The sequence below is a fragment of the Paenibacillus ilasis genome (genome assembly GCF_043195395.1).
Classification (GTDB): Bacteria; Bacillota; Bacilli; order Paenibacillales; family Paenibacillaceae; genus Paenibacillus_AQ; species Paenibacillus_AQ lautus.
The window spans coordinates 241,964-257,447 of sequence record NZ_JBHDJG010000001.1; the positions used below are offsets into that span (position 1 = coordinate 241,964).

The following is a 15,484-nucleotide window of genomic DNA, read 5'->3' on the forward strand; positions in this document are numbered from 1 at the left end:
GATCACATGAATCGTTATCAACAGCTGGTGGTTGAGGACAGGGAACTCATACTGTATTTACCTCCTTCTTATCATGAGTCGGACCGTTCCTATCCTGTTGCCTATGTACAGGATCAAGGAGATATGTTCACGGACTGTCTCAACTATCTGAACCATCTGTTTGCAGCAGGCCAACTCGTCGAGGTCATCCTGGTCGGGATATCGTCAACAAATCGGAACCGTGAGTATACGCCTTGGCCAGCCGAGCCGCTGCTGGAGGGCAATCCGCCTTTCGGCGGGGAGGGCAGAGCTTATGTCGATGAGGTTGCGGATGTCATCAAGGCATACATAGACAGACATTACCGTACACTCGCAGCCCCCGAGCATACAGCCATCATTGGCGGTTCCTTTGGCGGTTTGATCTCGATGTTCGCGGGGTATTGGCGGGCCGAGACCTTCGGACGGATCGGGATGCTGTCGGCTTCGTTATGGTATGACGGGGTTATGGATTACATCAGGGAGCAGGGGGAATTGCCTGCCGGGCTGAGGGTGTATATGTCCGTTGGACAGTTGGAAGGTGCATATAAGGAAAATGCGCAGAAACATATGTATCCGAATAACGTCGAGGCCCATCGATTCTGGATGGAACAAGGGGTGAGCCCCGAGCGGCTCCAGTTGGCGGTAGATCCTGATGGGACCCATGATCCCATCTTTATGGCCAGAAGATTTCCGGATGCGCTGCGGTGGTTGTTCGTCAAGGAAGAATATGACCAAGAATCTGAGATGGCACGAGCTCAGCATGAGGGTATTATGGGTAACCACGAAAAGGGCGAAAAGCACGAAAAGGATGAAGAGCACGATAACCGCGATGACCATAACCATGATAACCACAATAATCTCGATAACTGCAATAACCACGAAAAGGATCCACTGTTTTGCATACCGGGAACGGTGACATGGTCCATGCAATCCGACGTCACAGGCCGTGAATACCGTATTTTCATTGCCGAACCGATGGGGCCGCCACCCGAAGGGGGGTATCCTGTGTTATATTCGCTGGATGCCAATGCGACCTTCGGATCGCTTGCAGAGGCAATCCGGCTGCAATCCCGGACGCCTCGGGGCATTCCTTCGGCGCTTATTGTCGGGATCGGCTTTGACAGTGACAGTCCCATCGTGAGCAGTGAGCGTTTTTATAACTTTACTGAATATGCTGAAGACCATGAACTGCCGGTCCGTCCTAACGGATTGGATTGGCCGGAAACAGGCGGCGTCGAAGCATTCCTTACGTTTATCGAGCAGCAGCTGAAGCCGGCCGTGGAGCGGCAATACGAGGTGAACCGTTCAAAGCAGGCGCTGTTCGGGCACTCGCTCGGTGGTTATTTTACCTTGTATACCTTATTCACCAGACCGGAGACCTTTTCGCGGTATATTGCGGCCTGTCCCTCGGTGTGGTGGAAGAACTACGTGCTGTACAAACGATGGGAAGAGGGAAAAACCCGTTTACAGCAGAGTGGACAGCGCAAACAGCTGCGTCTGTACGTGGGAGCCGAGGAGAAGCCGTCCATGGTTCAAGACGCCAGGGAGCTCTATGCATTCCTCAAAGGGCATGATGAGCTGCTGGAGACTACGTTTAATGAAGTTGAGGGAGAAGGCCACGTCTCGGTACTGCCTGCTCTGATAAGCCCTCTGCTTCGTTTTGTGAACGCGTAATATGAGAATGATGCGTTAAGCATGAATAAGCAGCCTCATATCCGTGATAAAGCCGGATATTGAAGCTGCTTATTTCGTGTTGTTGTATGTAGGCAGAGAGTTAATCGAGTAATTCCGGATCATCAAGGATGGATGAGTACTTGGGGTATAATCTGCGAATGCAATCCGGACAGATGTCGTGGGTGAATTCAATGGGGAGGCGGCTCTCCAAATAGCTCTCCACGGGCTCCCATTCTTCCGCGTGGTGAACGTATTTGCATACGGCGCAGATGGGAATATGCCCGGGAAGGGGAAAACTGTGAGCCAGCGCTTGTTCCAGCAGCAGTTCCTTACGTTTGAACTTCGTAATATCCGTAAATGATATCATAGCTCCGTGAATACGACGGTCCTTGTTGATAAGCAGCGGCAGTACCTCACATAACACCCAATTCTCTTGGCCGTTCCATGGCACTGCATATTCAAAGGAATAATCAGGCTGCTTACCCAGCATAACATCTCTTACGGAGGGCACATCCAGCTCATGGAAAAAATGATCGAATGAAGCCAAACTCAAGGGCTGGGAAGCGATATTAAAAAAAGATGCCCCCTGCCATCCAAACTCAGGGGAAACACCATATCTTTCGGCCATGGTAATGAGTGGATCGTTAATTTTGTCTATGATGCCATCCGGCGTAATGATCATCAATCCTTTATTCAAGGAATGAACCGCATTATTCCAAGATGTGATCATGGTATCGTAGGGCAAATGACTCGCTCCTCGTACTGAATAGACTCATGAGTAAAAGATACAACGAACAATGAGTACTATGGTATAATTTAGGCAATATATATTTGATTATACACGTAATTAAGTGGTTTTGCAAGAGAAAAATACGTACATAAGTAATTTTCTTTCAAAGAGAACTAGGAAGGCGGTTGTTTGATGCAATCTATTTACCAACGAATCGAACATCTCATAGAAAGCCGAGGTATGACCAAGAAGGCGTTTTGTGAAACCCTCGGAATCAGCACAGGAAATTTTGGTGATTGGAAGAGGGGGAAAACAACGCCGAGCACGAATAAATTGATTGAGATTGCAGCATTCTTTTCCGTAAGCTTGGACTGGTTGATTATTGGCAAGGGCAACCCTACCCGAGTCAGGGAAGCGCGTGGGGAGTATGGAGTGGATGCGGAATCGTCCGATCTTCCCTTCATGTCCGGATTGGCAGAGAATGAGAAGGAGTTTATCCGTGAATATATCGAGTTCTCAGCATACCGGAAGGAAAAGCGAAACGACAAGACTTAGCAGCTCATACGCCTAAGCCCATGATCCACAATTTGGTTCTTTACTTTTGTATGATGGAACAGTATAATAGGGAATGTTCGCTACAGAACATCCCTTACAACATGCGGTAGTGGTGGAATGGCAGACACGCTATCTTGAGGGGGTAGTGGGTGTATACCCGTGGAGGTTCGAGTCCTCTCTACCGCATACTTCATAAAGAAGCTGTTTATCAGGAGGAATTCTTCCATTGATAAACAGCTTTTTTTATTTGCTTTGCGAGTCGGGACATGCTGTTTCTTTTGCGAGTTGGCCTATTTATCGTTTCAATTTGTGCTGCAAGTTTAAAGAGTACATGTAGAGATCATAATAGGGCATGAAGGAGATGAACGAGCATGAAACCATTATACACAGCAGATGTAAAAGTCATTGGAGGGCGCGAAGGCTCTGTCGAATCTACGGATGGGGTTCTTAATCACAAATTAAGCATGCCGAAGGAGCTTGGAGGACCGGGCGGTGACGGAACCAATCCGGAGCAGCTGTTTGCGGCCGGCTATGGCGCCTGTTACGAAAGCGCTCTGGCTAATATCGCCCGTAAAGAGGGCGTCGAGCTCAAGGACGTTGTGATCCACTCCCAGGTCATGATCGGAAAGGACGAAGGCGCTGACGGCTTTAAGCTTGCGGTGAAGCTGAAGATCGAAATGCCGGGAATCGAACGAAGCCAGGCGGAGGACCTCGCGAAGAAGGCGCATGCGTTCTGCCCTTATTCCAAGGCAACCCGAGGCAACATCGACGTGGAGTTAAGCGTAAGCTAACCATAAAGGAATTCGGATGGTCCTCTGAAATGGAGGGCCATCCTTTTTTGTCGGCTTACGCGGAATATGAAACTTTTTACATGATACTCCGTATTTCAGTTAAAGCTATGAATTGGAAAGGGGCGCTTAAGATGAGTATTGAACAAATGATAGAGGAACGGTTTGTATGCAGCAAATGCGGAGGGAATCACTGCCAGACAAAAGAGGTCTCGATGTCAGGGGCCGGGCTGAGCAAGATGTTTGATATTCAGCACAATCATTTCCTATTTGTTTCCTGCACGAACTGCGGATATGTGGAAGTGTTCAACCCGGATATATTAGAAGGTAAAAAGAGGGGGCAGCTTGGCTCGATCCTGGATGTGTTCTTCGGTTGACATCACCCCTAAAATTCTTTAATATGACTAAGTACCAGAAAGTACAAACCAGTCATAGGGAATTTAAATAAAATAAACGGGTGATGAACATGCCATACAGACCGCAGATTGCAAATGTGACCACAGCTGGAAGCAATGAAAAAGAAGGGCTTTACGAATTCATTATCCACACGGCTGACGGAACGGATATTCGCGTATTCTATAACCGCTTCCCGGAATGGAAACTGACTGCGCTTAGCCGACTTGGGAAAGTACCTTGCCCGGTTTGTCGTAAGGATTTCATATGCAAATGCATGGAGAAATTCTCGAACGAATTCGACCAGCAGATGAAAGACGGCGAGTGGCTGAACAAAGCTGCTGAGTAATAAACCAATAAGCGTACTTGATCAAGCGTAGGAGAGGGCTCCTGCGTTTTTTCTTTTTTTATGGCGTGAAGGGAGCGAAGAAAGATATGAAGAATCGTGCAACCGAAAATCATGAGGAATATGCGATTGTGCTGATTGATGGCGTCTGCCATTTGTGCCAGGGGCTGACCCAGTTCATTATCAAGCGAGATCCCGCGGGTGCTTTCCGGTTCGCTTCGCTGCAATCCGAGATCGGTCAGGAGCTGTTGAGGCAGGGAGGGCTTCGTGGAGATACTACGGAAACGATGGTGCTGATTGAACAGGGGAGGTATTACACAAGGTCGACGGGAGCTCTGCGGATTGCACGGCGTCTTCGCTTTCCTTGGCCGCTGTCGTATATCCTGATTCTGATTCCCCCATTCTTACGTAACCTGGTGTACCGCTGGGTAGCGAAGAACCGTTACCGGTGGTTTGGGCAATCCGGTGAATGCATGATCCCGACGCCGGACATTCGGCGCCGGTTCTTGTCCTAATCCACTTGTATTAATGATGATGTTCTGCCGTACCTTCTTGAAATGTCGGAGTTCCTGCTTGCAGGTAGGCAAGCTCGGCCTCGGACAGTTTGCCGACCGCGAACGGTTTTTGGGGAATGATGATGGAACCGTTGTTGCCGCTGTGCAGCTTGATGAAATACAGCCCCTCTTTATCGAAGGTTTTGGTTACCGTGTACACGCCATCACCGACCTCTACCGCGTCCGTCATGGGATCCCGCAAGGAGCCGTCATGGCTCCACAGTTCGTAGTGGACAAAATCCGCACCGGGCACTCTTTGGCCAGCCTGGGTGAGAATGATTTCAATGGTCTCCGGTTGATGCACAGATAACGTCTCCGGAATGTTCACCTCGGCGATCAGCGGGATTTCTTTTTCATACCGGTCGGCTGCGCCGGGATTGGCCGAACAAGCGCTCAACAGCAGGACCGACAGTAGTACGGATAATATAACACGGCTTTTTATGATCATGAACCGCCACCCCTTATTGTAGTTAGAGTATAGAACCGAATCAGGCATTCAGAAATGTCTTGATCGCCGGTACCCTCCGAACGATGACATAATCGATGATCCACACGATGATGAGCGACAAGCCCACAAGCGGGAACAGGATCCCCAAAGCGATGAGCAGCAGAAGGAATACCCACATGTTCTTCGCTTTAACCTCGGGTGCTTTTGGTGCCCCCAGTCCGTGCTCGGGTTTTCGCTTCCACCACAAGTACAAACCGCTTACCGCAATGAAAATGATGCCTATGCATATAAGCAAACTGAAGATCTGGTTGACGATGCCGAATTGGGTTCCTTTGTGCAGGGTAATGCCCAGGGCAACGGCTTTGCCGACGACTCCGTAATGATCATAGCGATAATCCGCCAACACCGCGCCGCTGTACTGGTCGATGTGCATGGTAGCCTCGTCTTGGGCTTTCGGCGGATAGGCCGACAACGTGTACACCCCGTCCGCTTGCTGCGGAATGCTGATGGTGTAGCTTGGATGGATCCCCTCGCTTCGGGCTACGTACATGACATCTTCGATTGGAAGCGGCGTAAAGTCGGAGATGGTGGAGTTAGGTACCTCCAGATTTTCGGCCGCCCAAGGGACCTCTGCGACTTCCTTCGTCTGAACCACATGGGAGGATGGCGCACTGCCTGACCAGATGGAAGGCGGATAGCCGGCACCGGTATTGGTCGCCACGGTTTGGAAATTGCTGCCCCACAGGCCTGACCAGGGCAAACCGGTCATGACGAGAAACAGCATGCCTGCCGCGATCCAGAAGGCGGGAACGGCATGCAGGTCCCTGCGAAGAATCTGCTTGCCCTTGCCGAGCCTGGGGTAGAGGATACCCGCGAGGCTTCTTTTCTTTTTGCTTTTGTTTTTATTTTTCGGGAACCACAAATACACGCCGGTAATGATGAGCACGATCGCCCAGCAGGCGGCAAGCTCCACGATCCGGTCCCCGATGGTCCCGACCATCAGCTCACCGTGGAACTCCTCGATTTTGTCCATGATCCGGTCTTTGTCTTTCAACTCGCCAATCTTTTCTCCCGTATAGGGGTCCATGAAGACGGTCATGGATTCGCCCTCTGAGGTCAAACTGATCTCTGTAGAACGGGAGTCCGACTCGCCGGGGCGGTATTTCGTGATCGTAGCGTCAGGGTAGAGCTCTTTCACTTGTCCGACCAGCTTGCTGGGCGTTACCCGCTCAACCTGAGGTGTTACCGTGTAGTAGTCCCGATATAGCGCTTGTTCAATCTGAGGCTTGAATAAGTAAACGGAGCCGGTGATAGCCAGGATGATCAGAAAGGGAGCAAAAATGATGCCGGCATAGAAGTGCCATCTCCAGACGGTTTTGTACCATGCGGCAGAGCTTGGATTTGGCGGTGGACTTTCATTTGGTTGGATTGCGGGAGGTTTCTTGTTCCCCATGGCTGGTGGCTCCTTTTCCATTACGGCTAAAATTTATATAAGATGAACATGAGCGGTTCATTTCATATATCAAATGAGTTTACTTGTTCGGGGCCCGGAAACCGGCCTGGACGGCTTCTGCCTCGCTGCAGAACCACTGCTCCTGCTTCGTTTGCTCATAGTATGGGGATTCGGGAGTGTGGTAGATTTTTTCACCCTTCGAGTTGATGTTGCCTTTGATGTCGCAGCCTTGCTTCGACTCTTGGCTGTTCTCGTTCGGGGCTTGGGTTGCTGCTGTGTCATTACGGCCGCTGTTGTTATTGTTGTTTGTGTCGTCCTGCTCCTCCGGATGGAAGCCGTCTTCCTGGGCATAGTTCTCTACGCTCCATATGCCGAGCGCCTGGTCCCGACTGATCCGCTGCAAATCATCAAATTTGTCCACGTAGCGGGTGTTGGGCGGATAGATATAGGCCACGCGGGCAAGTCCTTCTTCAAGCAGCGATTCCTGGACCATTTTTCCATCAGCATATACGTACGCAAGAAGCCTGGAATATTTATCGCGGTTCGGACCGATATCGAACTCCAATTCAAGAAGGTCGGCTTGTTCCACCAGATCCTTCGTAAAAGCCTTGGCTTCGGGCCCGAACGGCTGTACGCCCAGCTTCGGATGGCTTGTCTCGGGCGTGTCGACCAGCAGCATGCGAACATTCTCTTTTTTACCTTCGAACATCACGCTGATGGTGTCGCCATCAACGGCTTTGACCAGTTCTACGGCTACCCGCGGAAGATTCAGATCATCGGTTGGATAGGTCGTTGGTTTTGAATTCGTCGTGCTGGTGTTTGTCTTTGGCTGGGAGTTAGCGGTTGTTGCGATTCCTTCGTTCGATGTCGCCGGGGACATCAGCGGCTGGCTGCAGCCTGACAATAGCAGCAAGGCGGTTAGCATAGCGGTTAACATTCGTTTGTTCACTTGTTGTCACTCTCCTGGCTTGGATGTTTGGTTCAGATGGTTTAGGAGTTTATGTAATGTTGATTCTATATAAGTAGTTCCTATATAGAGAACATTCGTTCTAAGCCTATATAGTAGGACATTTATCCTTGTTTTGACAATAGTGATTAAGGGCTATCTGTATATCAAAATAAAATCTTGCCGTTCTGCTGCAACTGTGATATTCTAATGTCAAATTATAACAGGCAACGGAAGCACCGTTCATGGACCGCATATTGCGGCCTTTGACGGTGCTTTTTTGGCGTTGTTACAGAAATGAGGGATTGGCTTTATGATACCGGCCCGGCTTGTGCTGGCAGTGCAGGATTCCCGGTATGTTGAACCGCTGCTGAGTTATTTCCATGGAAGTTCTTACGGATCCGCTCTCCAGGTGACCGCATTTACCCGCACCGATTCATTTCTACATTATATGGATGCGGGTGATACGCCGAATCTGGTCGTGGGGGATACGGAAATGCTGGAGAGTTGGCTGAGCCGGGGGGAGACTTCGGTTCCTTGGCTGCTTCTAAGTGAAGGCCATTCATCATCTTCTCTTTTAGAGGGGGGCAGCAGTACATTCAAGTATCAACCGCTGCCTCAGCTGATGGAAGTCATCATCACCCACTGTAAGCGAAGCGGTGGAGCGCTGGAGAAACTGAATGTCGGAACAACCCCGGTGATTGGCATTGTATCTCCCCTGAGCGGGAGCGGGAAGTCAACGATAGCCATGAATATGGCGAAGCAGCTGGGCGTGCTCGGATTAAAGGTGTTCTATCTCAATTTGGAGACGGTGAACAGCAGTGCATTATTTTCTTCCGGTTCGGTGGGCATGGAGGGGAGCTTTTCAAGATTGTTGTATGACATTAAGGCGTCACAAGAATCGGCTTCGGGGAATGAGTTGTCGATAACCCCTTATATCATCAGACATCACGGCCTGAAGTGCGATTCCTTTGAGCCCAGCTTCAATGTAAAGGAAATCACGGAGATGACCATGGAGGACACGGCTTTGCTGCTAGCTTCCCTTGCAGCGTGTAATCAATATGATGCCATTGTCGTGGATACCGAGGGGTACATGGAAGAACGAATGCAGACGGTTCTGGAGCAGGCCGGAGTGCTGATCTGGGTTTTATTGGATGATCTAATGAGTATGTATAAAAGCGGTGTGTGGATGGATCAATTGGAGCTCAAGGCTCCCGCGCTTTTCGGAAGTCTGAAGAAGCGGAGCCGATTCATTGTCAATCGTTACACAGGACAGCTTGTTAACGGATTCCCCCGCAAGGATATGAGCATAGACAGCGTACTGCCTTATATTCCTTCATGGAAACAGCTCCATCGGGAAGAACTGCTGTTGTCCTCACCCATCTATCAGAGAGAGGTATTGAAGCTCTGCCAGCAGCTGCTGGAGGGCTCGGGTATCACACCAGTGCAAGCGGGTGGTGAGCAGTGATGATGGAGGATCCGTTCAAGTCGGTTCGTGACCAGGTTCGTTCCGAGCTTGATATGAGTGCGAGCATTAACAATTCGGAATTGATGGCCCGTATCGAGGAACTGGTATGGAGAAGACGCGAGCTTATGGAGCTGACAGCCGCCGAGAAGCGGAGGCTGGTGCGGAGGGTATTTGATTCATTTCGCGGGTTGGATGTGCTTCAACCATTAGTGGATAATCCTCGAATTACGGAAATTATGATTAACAGCCACCAGGACATATTCATAGAGCAGGATGGCGAGGTGAAGAAGCTGCCGCTCCAATTCGAATCGCAGAGCCGCCTGGAGGATATCATTCAGAGCATTGTCGGTACGGTAAACCGGGTGGTGAATGAATCAACGCCCATCGTTGACGCCAGATTGAAGGATGGCTCGCGGGTAAATATCGTACTGCCTCCAATAGCGCTGAAAGGGCCGACCATGACGATCCGGAAGTTTCCGGAATCGCCGATGACGATGGATGACCTGGTTGGAAGGGGCGCGCTAACAGAGGAGGCAGCGGAGCAGCTTCGGATATTGGTCAAGGGTAAATACAATATTTTTATAGGCGGAGGGACAGGTTCGGGGAAGACGACTTTCCTGAATGCATTATCGCAGTATATTCCGCCTGATGAGCGTGTCATCACGATCGAGGATTCGGCGGAATTGAAGATCGTGACGGTTCCGAATCTTGTGTCGCTGGAGACCCGGAATGCCAACACGGAAGGCCGGGGGGAAATCGCGATACGCGATCTGATTCGTTCCTCCCTGCGGATGCGTCCGAATCGGATCGTGGTGGGCGAGGTACGAGGCAGCGAGGCGCTGGATATGCTGCAGGCGATGAATACGGGGCATGACGGAAGTCTGTCGACGGGGCACGCCAACAGCACGCAGGACATGATCAGCCGTTTGGAAACGATGGTGCTGAGCGGTGCGGATCTTCCGATCGGCGTAGTCCGTCAGCAGATTAGCTCGGCGATTGATATTTTCGTTCATTTATCCCGGCTTAGGGACCGATCGCGGCGCGTAACGGAGATTAGTGAAGTGATTGGAATGGAGGGCGGCGAGGTGTTACTGAATCCGCTGTACCGGTTCTGCGAGAAGGGTGAATCAGGCGGCCGGGTGATTGGGTCTCTTGAGCCTTGCGGCAACCCGCTTCAATCGGCGGACAAGCTTCATATGGCCGGGATTACGACTTGGCCGCTGCAGAAGATTATGGAGGTGACGCCATGAAGCGATCTGGCGGTTCGGTCTTGACGCCTGAAGAGGGTCAAGGCGAGCGGGTGATCAAGAGGAGTAAGGGGGCTGGAAAGCGTGAGCAAGCTACCCCAGCTCGAACCAACACTCTCCCGGATTACGGCGTCTATCATCTCTCGCTGAGACAGAGAACGGCATGTGTCATCCTTGGCGGCCTTTTGTTTTTCTGCATCGGTTATCTGTTTTATCACAATCTGATTTTGTCGCTGCTGCTTGGAACGGGAGGTCTGACGGTCCCTAAATTTTGGCGACGGTTTATGCTGGAAATCAGGCGCAAGACGCTGAATCTTCACTTCAAGCAAGCTCTGTATTCCTTGTCCTCATCTCTGTCGGCTGGCCGCTCCGTGGAGAATGGGTTCAGGGACGCGGTACAGGATTTGCTGCTGCTGGATCCAGGAGGCCATAGTGATATGATCTTTGAACTCAAAGTCATTGTGTCCCGTTTGGAGTACGGCGAGCCTATTGAAACTGCTTTGCAGGACTTTGCACGAAGAGCGGGGATGGAGGATCTGACGAATTTTGCCGATGTCTTCTCGACTTGCAAACGAACAGGCGGTGATCTGGTTGAAGTCGTGCGCAGAACCTCTTCTGTCATCGGAGAAAAGCTGGATATTCAGCAGGAGATATCCGTCATGATCGCCCAGAAGAGGTTTGAATCCAAGGCGCTTCTTGCAGCGCCGTTCCTCCTGCTGCTGTTCATGAATATGACATCTCCCGATTATATGGAGTCCATGTATAGCGGATCGGGGATCTTAATCTCTACTTTTGCACTGGCGGCTCTAGGAGGCTGTTTCTTATGGATCACCAAAATGATGAATATCAAGGTGTAAGGAGGTGAGGCGGGCATGCTGACATGGATATCCGGCGCGCTGATGGTTCTGCTTGTGGGTGGTTGGGTGGTGCTGAATCAAATGTGCGGCGAACGGTACCATCGTCTTGGCAAAGTGCCAATGGAAGGGCTTAGGCTGCAGCGGTTAGCACCGCCTCTGTTGTTTCTGCTCGAGCGGGGAAAGGTTCCGATGCGCCTTCCAATTGTATTCTACCGGATGCAGGGTTCCGTTCAGAAGATCCATGGATTGCGGCACAGCACAGAAATGACGTTATTGTTTATGGCCGAGGCACTTGCGTATACATGGCTTATTTTGATCGGTGGGTGCCTGTGGACATTGCTGTTGGGGGATGTACTCGGACTTCTGGCCGGATTGGGATTGGGTGCATTGCTGCCCGTCGCTTTGGTAAAGGACCTTCATAAAAAGGTCACACTGCGCGAGCAGGATATCGTGATGGAGCTGCCGGAGCTTTTAAACAAGATTGTGCTGCTTGTTGGCGCCGGTGAGACCGTGCAGCGGGCGGTCATTCATTGTGTAGAGCGGAATAAGGACATGAACCATCCTTTGTATGTCGAGCTGAAGCGAATGGTGCTTGAATGGGAGGGAGGACATCCGTTCCAGCAAGCCTTCGAGCAGTTCAATAAACGGTGCGGCGTTCAGGAGGTATCGATATTTACAACAACCGTCCTGCTTAATTTTCGGCGCGGCGGGAATGACTTTGTCCTGGCACTGCGGGATTTGTCCCGCGTGCTGTGGGAGAAGCGCAAGGCCATTGCAAGAACAAGGGGCGAGCAGGCCTCCTCAAAGCTGGTGCTGCCAATGGTGGTCATTTTCATGATCGTGATTGTTTTGCTCGGAGCGCCTGCATTTATGATGATGAACATGTAGAAGGGACCGGTGTATGAAATATGATGTTAAGCATGGCAAAGAACGGGATGAAAGCTTTTTGGAAGGATGAGAAAGGGATCGGAACGCTGGAGATGATCCTGATCCTAGTCGTTATTTTGATTATCGCGCTTATATTTAAAGATCAGATTACGGCCTTGGTGAACAACTTGTTTAAAAACGTGAACAACAAGAGTAAAGAGTTTCTTGAGTAAACGGCTGCCGAGAAGATGGAAGGACGAGACAGGGAGCTTCACGGTGGAAGCCTCCCTGGTTCTTCCCATCGTACTGATGGTGACGGTATTGCTTCTGTTCCTATGCTTGTATATCTACCAGCAGTCGATGCTGGTTCAGGCATCGGCCGCGGCTTCCGAAAGGACCGCGTATAGCTGGGACAACAGCCACAAGTTCGCAGCTACGGGATCCGTAGAGCAGGGACAATATGATTCGTTATACTGGCGGTTAACGGAAGATAACGTAGTCGGAACTCTATTTGGTTTGGTAGGGGGAGACAGTACGAGGTCGATTACACTGCCGCAAGGGGAGGCTGAGGGCGGAAAATTGCCCGAGCTTAAGCTGTCCAAGGGCGGCATGGCTGTGCCTTCCAGCATGGCTGGAGAGATGCGTTATACGAATCAGCTGCTCATACGGAAAGTAACGACGTCGTTAAACGAGCAGGTCTCTCTGACGCCGATCAGCCGAATGCTGGACGATGGCGGCCAAATCAAGGTCAACTCACAATCTATTGTGGTTGATCCCGTTGAATTTATCCGCACGGTGGATTTGATGCGATATTACGGATCGAAGTTTCAAGGCGGGAGAAATGGAACGGATAAGGCAGCCGCTGGAGAAGTTCTACAAAAGTTCGGAGGTTCGCGATAGTCATGACGAAGCATGGGAAAGCGCGGTCTAATCGGAGAAGGAGAGACGGGGGCCGATCGTCTGATGGATCTGTATCTGTTTTTTTGATTATCGCCCTGGCAGCCGTATTTATGTTTGTAGCTATCTTTATTGATTATTCCCGCATAGCGGCGATGAAGGTTCAAAGCGAGAGGCTGACAAGAGCAGCCGTACGCTCCGTGATGTCCTCCTATGATCCGCAGCTGCAGAAGGAATATGGATTATTTGCCCTTGGAGACACCAGCGGCGATCTCATTATGGGCAATGTGCTGAATGACAGCATGAATCCGGGAGAACGTAGCGATGCATTCCGGTTAATGGCAATGGAGCTCGATAGCTCGGGGCTTGAGCTGCAGCGTCCGCTGGGGACTTATGACATCTTCAACCGGCAGATTATCGAGGATATGAAGTATAAAGCGCCGATTGATTTCACTTTGGAATTAGTGGGCAAGTTCAAACCGTTATCGCAGTCCCTGAAGGAAGCTTCCAATACGGTCGATGTCCTTAAGAAGCTTCGCAAATTGTATGACAAGCGGGAAGCGGCGCTGGATGAGATGCTGGCAAAGCAGCGGAAGGCAGGCGAGCATGTAATCCGGCTTTCGAAGCTGGTTATGGATCCGCCGGGACAATCGATCTCTGACATTTCGTTGGGGGGGAGTATGAATACCGCCGCTGATGTGGCATCACAATACGAGGATTTTAAGGCTAAACAGCAGGAGGATGCAGACCGGCCTCCTAAGGAAAAACAGTATACGCTGCTGCTCATGGCTTACCGGAGCGGAATTTCTTCCATTGGCTCAAAGATCTCGAGGGAGGCCAGCCGAGTTCAGAGGGAGAATGACAAGCTTCTCTCGGATTCGCATCAATTATGGGAGGAAGCAAGGAATCTGAATGAAGAGATGAAGCAGGTCATCAAGGATTCCGAGAACCGTTCATCTAATAAGGGATATGATCAGGTTACGAATGACGTAACACCAGGGTCTAACGATTCTTCCGGGGTAGAAGCGGAGATGATTCAATCCATTCGGAAGCAAGCTGACAAATTAGTTCATAGCGATGAATTCTTGAACGGCTTCCGACAGGAGATTGATCGCCAGGAGAGTCGATACCAACAGGTTGCACGAGCGGTCAGCACTCTTCAGTCTTCTCTGGGGGGAGAGGGAATGAAGGGAACGGTGCTTGAAGCCAGTCGCACATTACAGCACTTTGTATCTAATTATGGAGTATCAGGCAATGGAAATATTATAGATCGGCAGCAGGCGTCATTGGAACAGTTCCGCACATCGGATAAGGAACGCAAGGCGATGGAGAAGCAGGCCAATCAGAAGCTGAAGCAGGCATCCAAAGTCATGGAGGCAATTAACGGGTTGAATGGACAACATCAGGCTATTATGGATGAGTTTCGTGAACTCCAGCAGTACTATGACGAAAGTCTTCAATTTAATGCCGAAGCGGACAGTATGAGTAAGGGAAAGCCTATGGATGATGATCCGTATGATGCCGGTAAACAGGCAATGGATAATATGGATGGTATGTTTGGATTTATGGGGAACGTGCTTGGCGGTGTCAGGGATGAACTGTTTCAAAATGAGTACGCCGTTCATTACTATCAGCATTTTGATATTGGGAATTTAACCGGGATGGTTGATGGTTCCAACACTGGCGGGGATGTCATCCAGGAGTTCGCCATTGGGAACCAGGAAGTGGAGTACATTCTTTATGGATTTCATAACCCCGCTGGGAATATCTCGGCGGCCTATGGAGAGATCTTTGGTTCCAGACTCGCGATCCGGACGATGGAAGGATTCATTGTGAATAGTAAATTGGGAAATCCGTTGGCGATTTTGGCGGCAGCGATTCTGTATGGGATTGAGAAGGCCATTGAGGATATGATCCAGTTGTGTCAGAAGGGGAGCGTTCAGCTATCCAAGTATGTCCCCGTTGAGCTGACTTACAGGGATCATTTACGAATATTTCTGTTTATTCACAGCAATAACGAGAAGAAACTATCGCGCATGTTGGCGTTGATTCGATTGAACACGGGCACCAATCCTGCGGAGCGATTTACCTACGCATCAGGAGAGGTCAAGACGGCCATGCGTTTATGGTTTCTTCCAGGGGTGACGAAAGCGATCGGCGTTGTATTTGGAAGCGATGGGGACGAAGTTCAGGGAAGTCGTTACATGGTAAAGCGCAAGGCGGATTTTTCCTATTAGGATTAG

At 50.4% G+C, this 15,484-nt stretch carries 17 protein-coding genes and 1 tRNA gene; 14 read left to right on the forward strand and 4 right to left on the reverse strand.

Annotated features, from left to right (window positions below; genetic code table 11):
• Positions 1 to 6 precede the first annotated feature (6 nt).
• Positions 7 to 1,692: an alpha/beta hydrolase gene (locus ACETK5_RS01350; protein WP_394054156.1), complete on the forward strand. Its 1,686-nt coding sequence runs from the start codon at positions 7 to 9 to the stop codon at positions 1,690 to 1,692.
• 100 nt (positions 1,693 to 1,792) lie between these two features.
• Here ACETK5_RS01350 and ACETK5_RS01355 read toward each other — a convergent pair whose 3' ends face one another.
• A complete protein-coding gene (locus tag ACETK5_RS01355) occupies positions 1,793 to 2,422 on the reverse strand; it encodes a PAS domain-containing protein (RefSeq protein WP_243390829.1) in 630 nt (209 codons plus the stop codon).
• A 192-nt stretch (positions 2,423 to 2,614) separates the two neighbouring features.
• Here ACETK5_RS01355 and ACETK5_RS01360 point away from each other — a divergent pair, with 192 nt between their 5' ends.
• The 6 genes from ACETK5_RS01360 to ACETK5_RS01385 all read left to right on the forward strand — a co-directional run bounded on the left by ACETK5_RS01360 (position 2,615) and on the right by ACETK5_RS01385 (position 5,019).
• Positions 2,615 to 2,977, forward strand: coding sequence for a helix-turn-helix domain-containing protein (locus ACETK5_RS01360; protein WP_100539069.1), 363 nt, complete (start codon positions 2,615 to 2,617; stop codon positions 2,975 to 2,977).
• A gap of 103 nt (positions 2,978 to 3,080) precedes the next feature.
• Positions 3,081 to 3,163: transfer RNA gene (locus tag ACETK5_RS01365), tRNA-Leu, on the forward strand.
• 185 nt (positions 3,164 to 3,348) lie between these two features.
• Positions 3,349 to 3,768: an organic hydroperoxide resistance protein gene (locus ACETK5_RS01370; RefSeq protein WP_071222584.1), complete on the forward strand. Its 420-nt coding sequence runs from the start codon at positions 3,349 to 3,351 to the stop codon at positions 3,766 to 3,768.
• A gap of 131 nt (positions 3,769 to 3,899) precedes the next feature.
• On the forward strand, positions 3,900 to 4,142 hold the full coding sequence (locus ACETK5_RS01375; protein ID WP_071222731.1) for a zinc ribbon domain-containing protein: 243 nt from the start codon (positions 3,900 to 3,902) through the stop codon (positions 4,140 to 4,142).
• An 89-nt stretch (positions 4,143 to 4,231) separates the two neighbouring features.
• The gene (locus tag ACETK5_RS01380; RefSeq protein ID WP_076324660.1) at positions 4,232 to 4,507 is read left to right on the forward strand and encodes a hypothetical protein; all 276 of its coding nucleotides are present in this window, start codon (positions 4,232 to 4,234) and stop codon (positions 4,505 to 4,507) included.
• A gap of 86 nt (positions 4,508 to 4,593) precedes the next feature.
• The gene (locus ACETK5_RS01385) at positions 4,594 to 5,019 is read left to right on the forward strand and encodes a thiol-disulfide oxidoreductase DCC family protein (protein ID WP_394054157.1); all 426 of its coding nucleotides are present in this window, start codon (positions 4,594 to 4,596) and stop codon (positions 5,017 to 5,019) included.
• A gap of 10 nt (positions 5,020 to 5,029) precedes the next feature.
• On the opposite strand, the gene ACETK5_RS01390 is transcribed toward ACETK5_RS01385, so the two are convergent.
• The 3 genes from ACETK5_RS01390 to ACETK5_RS01400 all read right to left on the reverse strand — a co-directional run bounded on the left by ACETK5_RS01390 (position 5,030) and on the right by ACETK5_RS01400 (position 7,908).
• A complete protein-coding gene (locus ACETK5_RS01390) occupies positions 5,030 to 5,506 on the reverse strand; it encodes a FixH family protein (protein ID WP_394054158.1) in 477 nt (158 codons plus the stop codon).
• 40 nt (positions 5,507 to 5,546) lie between these two features.
• Positions 5,547 to 6,959 carry a PepSY-associated TM helix domain-containing protein gene (locus tag ACETK5_RS01395; RefSeq protein WP_394054159.1) on the reverse strand — a complete coding sequence of 471 codons (1,413 nt, stop codon included), beginning with the start codon at positions 6,957 to 6,959 and terminating at the stop codon, positions 5,547 to 5,549.
• 79 nt (positions 6,960 to 7,038) lie between these two features.
• Positions 7,039 to 7,908, reverse strand: a complete 870-nt coding sequence (locus ACETK5_RS01400; RefSeq protein WP_394054160.1) for a thermonuclease family protein — start codon at positions 7,906 to 7,908, stop codon at positions 7,039 to 7,041.
• A 310-nt stretch (positions 7,909 to 8,218) separates the two neighbouring features.
• Here ACETK5_RS01400 and ACETK5_RS01405 point away from each other — a divergent pair, with 310 nt between their 5' ends.
• From ACETK5_RS01405 to ACETK5_RS01435, 7 genes are all read left to right on the forward strand, one after another.
• The gene (locus tag ACETK5_RS01405) at positions 8,219 to 9,373 is read left to right on the forward strand and encodes a P-loop NTPase family protein (protein ID WP_394054161.1); all 1,155 of its coding nucleotides are present in this window, start codon (positions 8,219 to 8,221) and stop codon (positions 9,371 to 9,373) included.
• Positions 9,373 to 10,623: a CpaF family protein gene (locus ACETK5_RS01410; RefSeq protein WP_394054162.1), complete on the forward strand. Its 1,251-nt coding sequence runs from the start codon at positions 9,373 to 9,375 to the stop codon at positions 10,621 to 10,623. Before ACETK5_RS01405 ends, ACETK5_RS01410 begins: the two co-directional genes overlap by 1 nt.
• Positions 10,620 to 11,477 (forward strand): type II secretion system F family protein, encoded by an 858-nt coding sequence (locus tag ACETK5_RS01415; protein WP_394054163.1) that lies wholly within the window; start codon positions 10,620 to 10,622, stop codon positions 11,475 to 11,477. The genes ACETK5_RS01410 and ACETK5_RS01415 overlap by 4 nt, the downstream gene beginning before the upstream one ends.
• A 15-nt stretch (positions 11,478 to 11,492) precedes the next feature.
• Positions 11,493 to 12,365 (forward strand): type II secretion system F family protein, encoded by an 873-nt coding sequence (locus ACETK5_RS01420; protein ID WP_394054164.1) that lies wholly within the window; start codon positions 11,493 to 11,495, stop codon positions 12,363 to 12,365.
• 20 nt (positions 12,366 to 12,385) lie between these two features.
• Entirely contained in the window at positions 12,386 to 12,577 is a 192-nt protein-coding gene (locus tag ACETK5_RS01425; RefSeq protein WP_076324651.1) for a Flp1 family type IVb pilin, read from the forward strand.
• On the forward strand, positions 12,570 to 13,244 hold the full coding sequence (locus tag ACETK5_RS01430) for a TadE family protein (protein ID WP_326114261.1): 675 nt from the start codon (positions 12,570 to 12,572) through the stop codon (positions 13,242 to 13,244). The genes ACETK5_RS01425 and ACETK5_RS01430 overlap by 8 nt, the downstream gene beginning before the upstream one ends.
• Positions 13,245 to 13,327: 83 nt before the next feature.
• Positions 13,328 to 15,478 carry a hypothetical protein gene (locus tag ACETK5_RS01435; RefSeq protein WP_394054165.1) on the forward strand — a complete coding sequence of 717 codons (2,151 nt, stop codon included), beginning with the start codon at positions 13,328 to 13,330 and terminating at the stop codon, positions 15,476 to 15,478.
• The last annotated feature ends 6 nt before the right edge of the window (positions 15,479 to 15,484 follow it).